Annotated in this window: 4 protein-coding genes and 3 rRNA genes; all 7 read right to left on the bottom strand. The window is 47.6% G+C overall.

Annotation, left to right across the window (positions count from 1 at the left end; genetic code table 11):
* Nucleotides 1–41: 41 nt before the first annotated feature.
* Complete coding sequence (locus KAI36_RS11560) at nt 42–1907, bottom strand: ABC transporter ATP-binding protein (RefSeq protein WP_220027792.1); 1866 nt, start codon at nt 1905–1907, stop codon at nt 42–44.
* Nucleotides 1882–3777, bottom strand: a complete 1896-nt coding sequence (locus tag KAI36_RS11555; protein WP_220027791.1) for an ABC transporter ATP-binding protein — start codon at nt 3775–3777, stop codon at nt 1882–1884. The genes KAI36_RS11560 and KAI36_RS11555 overlap by 26 nt, the downstream gene beginning before the upstream one ends.
* Nucleotides 3778–3993: 216 nt before the next feature.
* A complete protein-coding gene (locus tag KAI36_RS11550; RefSeq protein WP_220027790.1) occupies nt 3994–4818 on the bottom strand; it encodes a thioesterase II family protein in 825 nt (274 codons plus the stop codon).
* A gap of 959 nt (nt 4819–5777) precedes the next feature.
* Nucleotides 5778–5894: ribosomal RNA gene (gene rrf, locus KAI36_RS11545) — 5S ribosomal RNA — on the bottom strand.
* Nucleotides 5895–6045: 151 nt separating this feature from the next.
* Nucleotides 6046–8972: ribosomal RNA gene (locus tag KAI36_RS11540) — 23S ribosomal RNA — on the bottom strand.
* Between the two features lie 402 nt (nt 8973–9374).
* Nucleotides 9375–10930, bottom strand: a 16S ribosomal RNA gene (locus tag KAI36_RS11535).
* Together the 16S, 23S and 5S rRNA genes form the textbook arrangement of a ribosomal RNA operon.
* Nucleotides 10931–12125: 1195 nt before the next feature.
* Nucleotides 12126–13103, bottom strand: a complete 978-nt coding sequence (gene glpX, locus KAI36_RS11530; RefSeq protein WP_013310165.1) for a class II fructose-bisphosphatase — start codon at nt 13101–13103, stop codon at nt 12126–12128.
* Nucleotides 13104–13105 lie beyond the last annotated feature (2 nt).

Here is a 13105-nt window from a genome sequence, read left to right as displayed (position 1 = left end):
TCCTCGCAAAATAGATATTGGTAAAAAGGAAATTCGCATATTTATGCGGTTTGTTCCTCGGGATGCTTTCGAAATTGAAGCTCATACAGCTCTGCATAATGACCGCCCTCGGCAAGGAGCTGATCATGGGTACCCTGCTCTTTCAGTTCGCCATCGGCAAGGACACAGATCGTATCCGCCCGTTCAATCGTAGACAATCGATGGGCAATAACTAATGTCGTACGATCCTTCATCAGCTCGTTTAAGCCCTGCTGGACTTCATATTCCGATTCTGCATCCAAAGCCGAGGTCGCTTCATCCAATAGCAAAATCGGTGCATTTTTGAGCAAAGCCCGGGCAATTGCGATCCGCTGTCTTTGACCGCCGGACAAATTGGCTCCGCGTTCACCGACAATCGTGTCGTACCCCTCTGGCAGCTCGGCTATGAAGCCGCTGGCATAGGCTGTTTTGGCCGCAGCCTCTACTTCCTCATCCGTGGCAGCCGGTGAGCCAAAACGGATATTATCCGCTACTGTACCGTGGAACAGCGTAGCCTCCTGTGGTACATAGGCCATCAAATCCCTGACCTCATCCAACGGAAATTCTTCTGCCAAGCGACCACGAACCCGCAGCACACCTTCGTCCGGTGGGTAAAATCCCAGCAACAGCTTCATGACTGTGCTTTTGCCACCACCACTCGGGCCGACAAGCGCGGTTACCTGCCCTTCCGGCACGACCAAGTTTAACCTTTGCAGCGTTGGATGGTCAGACTGATAGCCAAAGGTGATGTCGTGCAGCTCCAGCGCAGCCGGAGTCTGTTCAATGGCGTGGTCTGAACGCAAGGTCTCAACATCGCCATAGAATTCCCCAGATTCACGGGCTGATAAAGCTGCCGACTCGGGATCGATAAGCCTAGTCAGCGGTTCCTTCTTTTTAGCCGCGGGGAACTGCTCCTCTTCCTTCGACTCATCCAGAATTTCGCGAATACGCGCCAAGCCTGCCAAGGAGTTTTGTAACAGTGTTACAGCCGCCCCTAGCTCCAAAAACACCGTTGAAATACCGGTTTGCAGCTGCACAATCTGTCCCAATACTCCCAGTTCCATTTGCTTCTGCGATACCAGAATCAATCCAGCGACAAGCACACCGCCCAGCGTGATGAACTCTATGACAAAATTGCACATATCCTGCAAGCCCATATGACGTCCCTGCCGGATGCTGATGCGGTTTATGTCCTCGCTTGCATCGTTACAAAGTCCTCCTACCTTTGTCCTCAACCCAAACAACTTCACCGTCTGCAAACCGGAAAGCAAATCACTCAATCGTTCCGTGAACCTGCTCATCCGTCCCTGTAACTCTTCACTCGTCTTTCGCATTTTCTTCGCGAAATGAGCATTTATCCAGGCTGAAGCCAGCCCAAGTAAAACCGCCATAATCCCAAATCGCCAATCCAGAACCATCAAAATGACCAACGAGCCCAAGAAAAGCGAAATTTCTAGTATAATCGAGCGGATATGAACGGTGTAAGCCTGCTCCAGCGCCTGTACATCGTTCGTCATACGGGATACAAGATCACCCGAATGGTGTTTTTCGGCTTTTTCGTACGATAGCTTGACAATGTGGCCAAATAGTTTCATTCGTACATCGGCAATCGCCAGCTTTACACACCGTTTATACATATAGCTGCACAGGGGGGAAATAAGACTTAATGCCAAAAATGTACCACTGACCAAATAGACCGCTCGGTATAGCTCCTGTACATCGCCATTAACTGCGAAATTCAGCAAATAATGCACCACGAAAGAAAGTAAAATCGTGATGCTGGCATTGGTCAGACTATTGCCAACCAGCCCGGTAAAATACCATTTTCGGTGCGGCTTCATCAGGGACATCAACTGCTTAAATTCATAAAACCCCTGCTTGAAGGTCACGACGCTCACTCCTTTCCTCAGGCAACGAATTACCGTTTTCCACCGTATGCTGTTCTTCTTCAAAATTTTTCAAATACAGCTTTCGGTACACACCATCACGACCTAGTAATTCCTCATGAGAACCCGATTCCACAATGCTCCCCTGATCAAGTACAATAATACGGTTCGCCTGACGTACAGTTGACAGTCGATGAGCAATGACCAGTACCGTCCGGTTTTGCATTACCGCATTCATCGCATTCTGCACCTGAGCCTCCGACTGACTATCGAGTGCTGAAGTCGGCTCGTCCAATAGAAGTAGCGGAGCATTTTTCAGTAATGCTCTTGCTATAGAAATACGCTGTTTTTGACCGCCAGACAATCCGCCTCCCCGCTCGCTCAACAGGGTTTCATAGCCCTCGGGAAGTTGAACAATAAAATCATGAGCATGTGCCGCTTTCGCCGCCTGGACAATTTCTTCCCGAGTCGCCTCCAGACGTCCATATCCGATATTTTCTGCAATGGTGGCCGGAAAAAGCGACGACTCCTGAGATACCATCGAAATATGACTGCGCAGGCTTGTTAAATTCCAATCTGTCAAACTCTTTCCAAATAGTTGAATGGTTCCGGCATGCTCTCCAGGTTCACTAAATCCGCAAAGCAGCTTGAAAATCGTGCTTTTACCGCCACCGCTGGCACCGACAATCGCCACCATATCCCCTTGCCCTGCCTGGAAGCTGATATCCTTCAGCACTGTGTTCCCTTCATCGTAGCCAAAGGTCAAATGCTCAAAGCTGACTACAGCAACACCATCAACGTCATCATCGCTTTCTGCTCCGCCTTCACTCATTCGGTTGGCTTTCCCATCTGCATCGTTTTCCAAATGAGGCGCCCTATTCTCTCGCCTCTGATCTACCAAGGTCATTTCGCCGTCCTGACGTTCATTCTGCCAATCCAGCACCTCAAACAAATGCTTTGCGGCTCCACCCGCTTCCTTCATTTGCGAAATGATTGTCGGCAGCATGGCAATCGGCTGCAGTATGAACGAAATCAGGTATAAAAAAAGTACAATGCCTCCAGCATTCAGCTCTCCTTGTTGTATCAGGTATCCTCCGTATACAATGACCAAAATAATCGGTGTTGCCAGCATCATCACACCTACTGGAGTAATGGCTGCATAGCGCTTTTCTAGCCTTAAGCCGCGCTTGACGACCTCCTCCATAATCACCATATACTTCTTCAACAGCACAGCTTGCATATTGAATGCCTTGACGATAGGGATTCCTCCGATTGCATCTTGCCCCACAGCGTTCAAATGAGCAATTTTCTCCTGAAGATCCGCGGAATATTTTTCAATCGGCTTGCTCATTAGTGATGTTATGATCATTCCTATTGGCATGAGCGCAAGACTTGCCAATATCAGTTTCCAGCTTGTCAGTAAAAGCAATATGAGTGATGCAGTAAACACAAGCGGTAAATAAAACAGATTGGAAAACTGCTGGATAAAAAAGTTCTGTAATACTGCCGTATTATTGGTTAGACGGGATACCAAATCTCCGGTGAATTTCCTTTCCACGCTGGAAACTGGTAAATCGCAAAACTTATGTACGAGATCGCCTCTCAAGTCGCGCAGAGCACTAACACTAAATCGCGCTGAAGCGTACCTCATCACAAACTTACAGGGCATTCCAATTAGCGTCATACCAACAACCAGATAGATCATGTTCTGGGTAGAGGAGAATGTCCCCTGTGCCATTTGCTCAATAGCCTTACCCAAAATAATGTCAATAGCTGCCAAACACAAGGAGGCGATCACCGTTATGAAAACCCATAGATTATACGGCCTTACATAACGTGCGAGTCTCCGAAAAGCAGAATTTGATCGAAACAAGGGCATCCCTCTTTTCGTTGCCCACACTTTTTCAGTGCGAACTTTTTATATTGGCTGTGGACGTCGTTGAGATAAACTATGGGTTTGGATGCATGAGTATCCGTACAGAATAAAATGCGATTTTGAACTATGCTGGAATTTGCATCTTGGTTGTGGGTTGGTTGTCGATTGTTGCTGAGATGGTAATAACGAAGTGTATCGTGATGTGTGGGACATTCAACTCTGTCTGAATCGTGGTTGTAGGGTGTTTGTGTTGTAAGCTGTATGAGCTGCCGCCGCGTGGGCCATCGGCGAGGATGCGGAAAGAATGTTCTCGACTGCGCACATAACCTCTTGTTCTTGTTCATGGATGAAAAAGTGATTACCTTCGAACATCCGAACATCCATAGGTGATGTCGTATGCTGTTGCCAGGCATGGAGTGAATCTGTGCTAACCTCAAAATCCTTCATTCCGCCTAAAACGGTCATCGGACATACCAGTGGATTTCCCGGCTGATAAACATAAGTTTCACATACCTTAAAATCTGCACGCAGACGAGGCATAATAATTTGCATCAATTCTGCATTTTGCAGCACCTCTTCAGGTGTTCCCTGCATTAAACGAAGCTCTTCGGTGAAAGAATCGTCTGCTAAATCATGGAGTCGTTTTTTGGAGTATGGAAGATGTGGTGCGGATTTACCAGATATGATGATGTGCACAGGTAGCTTTCCAGTTTTGCTGTACAATTGCCGTGCTGTTTCAAATGCAATCAGTGCCCCCATACTGTGCCCAAAAAAAGCGAACGGCTTATGCATGTATGGAGCCATTGCGGGAACCAGCGATTGAACGATGTCTTGAAGAGTATCCATTGGAGCTTCTGTTGAACGGCTTTCACGTCCTGGAAGTTGTATAGGCAACACGGTAATGTCAGGCGCAAACCTAGACTTCCAAGAGTTAAATATGTAAGCACCACCACCGGCGTAGGGGAAGCAAAATAGTTGGAGCTTCGCAGTCGGTTGGACCTCTGTTTTCGCAAACCAAGATTGTGATCGAGTCGTCATATGAATTCCTCCATCCTCTATGCAGTTCATAATTTTACAATAAATCCTTATATCTCTTTTTTTCTTCCAACACTTTCTAACTGTTTTTAAATATACAAACTTTAAAACCGCTTGGCATGGGACAAAAGGGCTAAATTGATAGAGCTCATAAAAATAAAACAAAATCCATATTATGTTATTTGTTTCCAAACTTCATAAGCAACAATTTCACTTTTTGTATTAGTTATCTGTCAATCATGATCTGTTAATTTAGTTTAAAACGAAATTTTAGGTTTTCACGAATTTTGTAAAACTAAACTCATTATGATTTACATTGAAGCTCCAACCCCTTATCCTACAACAATTTTATCTTTACACGCCATTAACATAAATGTAACAAATTCAACCTGATATCATCCGACAAATTCCGCCTTTTTCCGCAACTCTCTTTAACCTCCTAAATAATGGATCGAATTTCTATCAAGCTCACATAAGCCAAAATTAATAATTCTTTAATTTTGTAATAAATATTGTTATTTCATAGTCCTAAAGGACCAAATTTTGCATATTTTTTTCTGACTCTTCGTCTAAAAAATTCAGTTCGGATTGAGTTTTTCTCTTCCAAAGCTATGAATTTTCTTTTCAAACTCTAATAGAAACGTTTCTATCTCGCTTCAAAAGTGCCTGTTCTCTAGAAATTTATAGCCTTACTTTTAATCTTTGACCCCCTCAAAAAAAAAGTAACGGCAAACAGCAAGTCTCCCTGTTGTTGGAGACTTGCTGCTTTATAAATTCATTATATTTGACTTCACTATCGGTCGATATGCAGAGTGTTGTAAGCTTTATTGTAGTTATGCCCCAATCTTTTTAATTTAGTGGAATGGAGTATATGTATGGGTTTCTTGTATATTTTCCAAAACGCAAAAGCCTTATGGTATACAAAAAGAGCACAGCCCGTTAAGGCTGTGCTCTTTTATCTTGCTTGGCGACGTCCTACTCTCCCAGGACCCTGCGGTCCAAGTACCATCGGCGCTGGAGGGCTTAACGGTCGTGTTCGGGATGGGTACGTGTGGAACCCCTCCGCTATCGCCACCAAACATGAATTTACATCGTAAATTCTACCGTACGGTTATTCGGTTCATCACTTATCGTGTGAATGAATAGCCATGCGCTTGTCGTATGTCACTTGTACATACCTTCAAGGTTACACCCTGAAAACTGGATCCGAAACTCATTTGCGTTTTATTTTAGGATAAGCCCTCGACCGATTAGTATTGGTCAGCTCCATGCATTACTGCACTTCCACCCCCAACCTATCTACCTCGTCGTCTTCAAGGGGTCTTACATACTGGGAAATCTCATCTTGAGGGGGGCTTCACGCTTAGATGCTTTCAGCGCTTATCCCTTCCGTACATAGCTACCCAGCGGTGCTCCTGGCGGAACAACTGGTACACCAGCGGTACGTCCATCCCGGTCCTCTCGTACTAAGGACAGCTCCTCTCAAATTTCCTACGCCCACGACAGATAGGGACCGAACTGTCTCACGACGTTCTGAACCCAGCTCGCGTACCGCTTTAATGGGCGAACAGCCCAACCCTTGGGACCTACTTCAGCCCCAGGATGCGATGAGCCGACATCGAGGTGCCAAACCTCCCCGTCGATGTGGACTCTTGGGGGAGATAAGCCTGTTATCCCCAGGGTAGCTTTTATCCGTTGAGCGATGGCCCTTCCATGCGGTACCACCGGATCACTAAGCCCGACTTTCGTCCCTGCTCGACTTGTAGGTCTCGCAGTCAAGCTCCCTTCTGCCTTTGCACTCTTCGAATGATTTCCAACCATTCTGAGGGAACCTTGGGGCGCCTCCGTTACTCTTTAGGAGGCGACCGCCCCAGTCAAACTGCCCACCTGACACTGTCCTCGCACCGGTTCACGGTACCAAGTTAGAACCTAGATACGATCAGGGTGGTATCCCAAGGATGCCTCCTCTCAAGCTGGCGCTCAAGATTCAACGGCTCCCACCTATCCTGTACAGATCGTACCCAAATTCAATATCAAGCTGCAGTAAAGCTCCATGGGGTCTTTCCGTCTTGTCGCGGGTAACCTGCATCTTCACAGGTATTAAAATTTCACCGGATCTCTCGTTGAGACAGCGCCCAAGTCGTTACGCCATTCGTGCGGGTCAGAATTTACCTGACAAGGAATTTCGCTACCTTAGGACCGTTATAGTTACGGCCGCCGTTTACTGGGGCTTCGGTTCATAGCTTCGCCCCGAAGGGCTTACCACTCCCCTTAACCTTCCAGCACCGGGCAGGCGTCAGCCCGTATACTTCGCCTTGCGGCTTCGCACAGACCTGTGTTTTTGCTAAACAGTCGCTTGGGCCTTTTCACTGCGGCCCCCTCGGGCTATTCACCCTACCGAGGCACCCCTTCTCCCGAAGTTACGGGGTCATTTTGCCGAGTTCCTTAACGAGAGTTCTTCCGCGCGCCTTAGAATTCTCTTCTCGCCTACCTGTGTCGGTTTGCGGTACGGGCACCTTCTCCTGGCTAGAGGCTTTTCTTGGCAGTCTGAGATCATGACCTTCGCTACTACAATTTTCGCTCCCCATCACAGCCCAGCCTTACGATGTGCGGATTTGCCTACACACCAGCCTCACTGCTTAGACGGACATCCATCAGTCCGCGTCACTACCCTACTGCGTCACCCCATCGCTCATAACGGATTACGGTGGTACAGGAATTTCGACCTGTTGTCCTTCGACTACGCCTATCGGCCTCGCCTTAGGTCCCGACTTACCCTGAGCGGACGAACCTTCCTCAGGAACCCTTAGGCTTTCGGCGGATCTGATTCTCACAGATCTTTTCGTTACTCATACCGGCATTCTCACTTGAATGCAGTCCAGCGCTCCTTACGGTACACCTTCAACCCGCATTCAACGCTCCCCTACCCCTGATGCAAGCATCAAGCCATAGCTTCGGTGGTGTGTTTAGCCCCGTTACATTTTCGGCGCAGAGTCACTCGACCAGTGAGCTATTACGCACTCTTTCAATGGTGGCTGCTTCTAAGCCAACATCCTGGTTGTCTGTGCAACTCCACATCCTTTCCCACTTAACACACACTTGGGGACCTTAGCTGATGGTCTGGGCTGTTTCCCTTTCGACAATGGATCTTAGCACTCACTGTCTGACTCCCGGAACTAAATCTATGGCATTCGGAGTTTGACTGAGCTTGGTAACCCTTGCGGGCCCCGCACCCAATCAGTGCTCTACCTCCACGATTCTTTTTTCCGAGGCTAGCCCTAAAGCTATTTCGGGGAGAACCAGCTATCTCCGGGTTCGATTGGAATTTCTCCGCTACCCCCACCTCATCCCCGCATTTTTCAACATGCGTGGGTTCGGGCCTCCAGTGCGTGTTACCGCACCTTCACCCTGGACAGGGGTAGATCACCCGGTTTCGGGTCTACGTCCACGTACTCATTCGCCCTATTCAGACTCGCTTTCGCTGCGGCTTCAGCTCTTCACCTTAACCTTGCACGGGAACGTAACTCGCCGGTTCATTCTACAAAAGGCACGCCATCACCCATAGATCGGGCTCTGACTTCTTGTAAGCACACGGTTTCAGGATCTATTTCACTCCCCTTCCGGGGTGCTTTTCACCTTTCCCTCACGGTACTGCTTCACTATCGGTCGCCAGGGAGTATTTAGCCTTGGCAGATGGTCCTGCCGGATTCATACGGGGTTTCACGTGCCCCGCACTACTCGGGATCCGTCTCGGAGAGAACAAGTTTTGAACTACAGGGCTTTTACCTTCTCTGGCGGGCCTTTCCAGACCTCTTCATCTAACCGGTTCCTTTGTAACTCCATGTGAGACGTCCCACAACCCCAAGGAGCAAGCTCCTTGGTTTGGGCTAATCCGCGTTCGCTCGCCGCTACTGACGGAATCACTATTGTTTTCTCTTCCTCAGGGTACTTAGATGTTTCAGTTCCCCTGGTCTGCCTCTATTCTGCCTATGTATTCAGCAGAAAGTGACTGTCGATGAAGACAGCCGGGTTTCCCCATTCGGACATCCCCGGATCAAAGCTTGCTTACAGCTCCCCGAGGCCTTATCGTTGTTCGCCACGTCCTTCGTCGGCTCCTGGCGCCTAGGCATCCTCCGTGTGCTCTTTGTAGCTTAACCTAGTATTTACATGGTAAATACGATTTGCTTTGAATTTCGGTTCAACACAAATGTGTGAATGAAATTCAAGGCAGCTACCTTTATTTCACTTGTTTACACAAGATCAGCTTAAAGGAATATTCTAAAACGCAATTTCGTTTCGGTATCCAGTTTTCAAGGTGCATATTCTCTCCGGCTTTAACCCCGGAAAAACATCATATCAAATTCCTCAACACTTGAATACAAGTATATTTTGGAAATCCTATGTGAGAGTTTGAACTCTCAAAACTGAGCAACGAGTGAGTAAGTTAAGGATATTCATTTCATTCACACGAATGTGATGAACCGAATTGAATATCCAGTCGCAGGTACATTGTACTTGCTTATTTGAATGTTTCCATTGCAGGAAACGATTCTCCATAGAAAGGAGGTGATCCAGCCGCACCTTCCGATACGGCTACCTTGTTACGACTTCACCCCAATCATCTACCCCACCTTCGGCGGCTGGCTCCCTTGCGGGTTACCCCACCGACTTCGGGTGTTGTAAACTCTCGTGGTGTGACGGGCGGTGTGTACAAGACCCGGGAACGTATTCACCGCGGCATGCTGATCCGCGATTACTAGCAATTCCGACTTCATGTAGGCGAGTTGCAGCCTACAATCCGAACTGAGACCGGCTTTTCTAGGATTGGCTCCACCTCGCGATTTCGCTTCCCGTTGTACCGGCCATTGTAGTACGTGTGTAGCCCAGGTCATAAGGGGCATGATGATTTGACGTCATCCCCACCTTCCTCCGGTTTGTCACCGGCAGTCTGCTTAGAGTGCCCAGCTTGACCTGCTGGCAACTAAGCATAAGGGTTGCGCTCGTTGCGGGACTTAACCCAACATCTCACGACACGAGCTGACGACAACCATGCACCACCTGTCTCCTCTGTCCCGAAGGAAAGGCCTATCTCTAGACCGGTCAGAGGGATGTCAAGACCTGGTAAGGTTCTTCGCGTTGCTTCGAATTAAACCACATACTCCACTGCTTGTGCGGGTCCCCGTCAATTCCTTTGAGTTTCAGTCTTGCGACCGTACTCCCCAGGCGGAATGCTTAATGTGTTAACTTCGGCACCAAGGGTATCGAAACCCCTAACACCTAGCATTCATCGTTTACGGCGTGGACTACCAGGGTATCTAATCCTGTTTGCTCCCCACGCTTTCGCGCCTCAGCGTCAGTTACAGCCCAGAGAGTCGCCTTCGCCACTGGTGTTCCTCCACATATCTACGCATTTCACCGCTACACGTGGAATTCCACTCTCCTCTTCTGCACTCAAGCTCCCCAGTTTCCAGTGCGACCCGAAGTTGAGCCTCGGGATTAAACACCAGACTTAAAGAGCCGCCTGCGCGCGCTTTACGCCCAATAATTCCGGACAACGCTTGCCCCCTACGTATTACCGCGGCTGCTGGCACGTAGTTAGCCGGGGCTTTCTTCTCAGGTACCGTCACTCTTGTAGCAGTTACTCTACAAGACGTTCTTCCCTGGCAACAGAGCTTTACGATCCGAAAACCTTCATCACTCACGCGGCGTTGCTCCGTCAGGCTTTCGCCCATTGCGGAAGATTCCCTACTGCTGCCTCCCGTAGGAGTCTGGGCCGTGTCTCAGTCCCAGTGTGGCCGATCACCCTCTCAGGTCGGCTACGCATCGTCGCCTTGGTAGGCCTTTACCCCACCAACTAGCTAATGCGCCGCAGGCCCATCCACAAGTGACAGATTGCTCCGTCTTTCCTCCTTCTCCCATGCAGGAAAAGGATGTATCGGGTATTAGCTACCGTTTCCGGTAGTTATCCCTGTCTTGTGGGCAGGTTGCCTACGTGTTACTCACCCGTCCGCCGCTAGGTCGTTTAGAAGCAAGCTTCCAAACGACCCCGCTCGACTTGCATGTATTAGGCACGCCGCCAGCGTTCGTCCTGAGCCAGGATCAAACTCTCCATTAAAGACTAACCGAAGCTGGTTTATAGAAAGAGCGATAAGCTCATGTTGAAACTGACGAGATAAAATATCTCTTGTTCGCTTCCATTTCATACACCCTGACGGCATGTACCAAAATTTCAGCGTTGGATTTTGTAAACAAAATCCGTACTCACTCGTTGTTCAGTTTTCAAAGATCAAATTTTCACGCGGCTTTTTGAGCCAGAACAATAATATAACATTTTCATCTAATTTAATCAACCTGTAAATAATTACAGGTGAGTTATCCAAACCTTATTAGTTAACAATCACTTTCGGGCTGGAATAATAATATATCAATTTAAACCGATCAAGTCTACCTGTAAAAATTCCCAGCTTGTTCGAACTTATTAAAAATCTTTGATCTTGTTCTATCGGCTGGACTAGTAATCTAACATGTATACCAAATTAAATCAACTTGGAATTAATTCCTTTTGATAGACAACTATAGATAATACATCAAAGTGATTCATACTCCCCATGGGTGGAAGTATTACTTAAATCTGTTTTATTCTAATTTTACATAAGGATTGGCTTTGTCAATTAGTTCTTAGATGTTTTCGAAGGTTGATCCTTCTTGTATTTCATTTGATTTTGATGCTAGTAATACTATTTATATTCTTTTTGGATGCATTTTTCTCAGAGGAAGTTGATAATTATGAAGAAATTTATTATGAACTTAATCCTTACATTTTTCACTGGCCTCTTCGCTATTTATTTACTTACTCAAAAAGTAGAAATAGATGGTTTAAGAGTTTGCTTTATAAGCACAGGAGTAGTAGCACTAGGTTATCTGACTGTGTGTTTAATAAAAAAAAGCACGTAAATGAAAACCACATTTCTAATACGGACCAAAAAACGGCAAAAATAATTACGCTTACGTCACTCAATGAAAGTGAGATTATACTCAATGCGTATTCCATGAAGTTGATAACTTCATCTGTTCCATGACAGTTAGATTGACCCCGAAATATGAAAAACAGCGGTATCCTTGGATGAGTCCTAGATACCGCTGTTTTTTTTGAACTATCGTTCCTTGTTTGTTAAACGATAAACTTAATCTCCGTATTGTGTTTACAGCATACGAAACTTCTGCTTTGAATTCACCTCTGGACGATGCAAGGTGAAGAAGAACCTTTCGCCTACTGTGGGAACAGATTTAGGAAGCCATGACTTCAATGTTCAAGAGGATGCCGCTACCGCAAGCGTACCGGAAGAATCCGCTGTATGATGAATACTCCGCACGAAGCGAATCGTTTTTGTTTCTGAGTGCATTACGACTGAATGAGTTTCCGCTCTGTGACCGGGAAGAGAACGAACCCCCTGCAACCACTCTCCAGGTGTCACACCTGTAGCCACAAACATCACGCCTTGGCGTCCGACCATATCATCCATGGAAAGCAACGCACCGGGATCAGTAATGCCCATACGCTTGCAACGCTCAATCTCTTCTTCACCATGAGGCAGCAGGCGACCCTGGATTTCTCCGCCCATGCATTTCAGCGCTGCAGCGGCCAATACACCCTCAGGAGCGCCACCAGAACCGATATGCAAATCCACACCGCTATCCAGGCATGTTTCAATCGCGCCCATCACATCCCCATGGCCAAGCAGTTTGATTCGAACGCCGCTTTCCCGCAGAAGCTTGATGATCCCGGCGTGCCGTGTACGATCAAGAATGGACACAGTAAGATCAGACAAGGATTTACCGAGTACTCGTGCAGCTTTTGACAATGTAGTTGGAATTGGGTCCTCAAGTGACAGCTTTCCAGCCAATGCCGGGCCAACGGCCATTTTTTGCATGTACATATCCGGAGCGTGGAGTAGACTACCACGAGGTGCAGCAGCAATGACCGACAGAGCGTTATTCAAACCATTTGCTACCGTTTCGGTTCCCTCTAGTGGATCGACAGCGATGTCCATAGCCGGTCCTCTGCGATTGCCTACTCTTTCCCCGATATACAGCATGGGAGCCTCATCCATTTCGCCTTCGCCAATGACGACCGTGCCGTCCATGGATACCGCATTAAAATGAGTGCGGATGGCTACCGTAGCCGCCTCGTCTGCGCTATTCTTATCTCCACGCCCTGTCCATTGTGCTGATTGCAGTGCCGCTGCCTCTGTTACCCGAACGAATTCCAATGCCATTTGACTCTCCATAC

The sequence above is a fragment of the Paenibacillus sp. S02 genome, assembly GCF_019454065.1.
Lineage (GTDB): Bacteria > Bacillota > Bacilli > Paenibacillales > Paenibacillaceae > Paenibacillus > Paenibacillus polymyxa_B.
Note: the sequence above shows the minus strand (reverse complement) of the source record. Positions and strands in the feature narration are given on the sequence as shown.

Coding starts and splice junctions, on each gene's coding strand:
- glpX (WP_013310165.1), bottom strand. CDS start 13,103: ATGGAGAGTCAAATGGCATTGGAATTCGTTCGGGTAACAGAGGCAGCG.
- KAI36_RS11550 (WP_220027790.1), bottom strand. CDS start 4,818: ATGACGACTCGATCACAATCTTGGTTTGCGAAAACAGAGGTCCAACCG.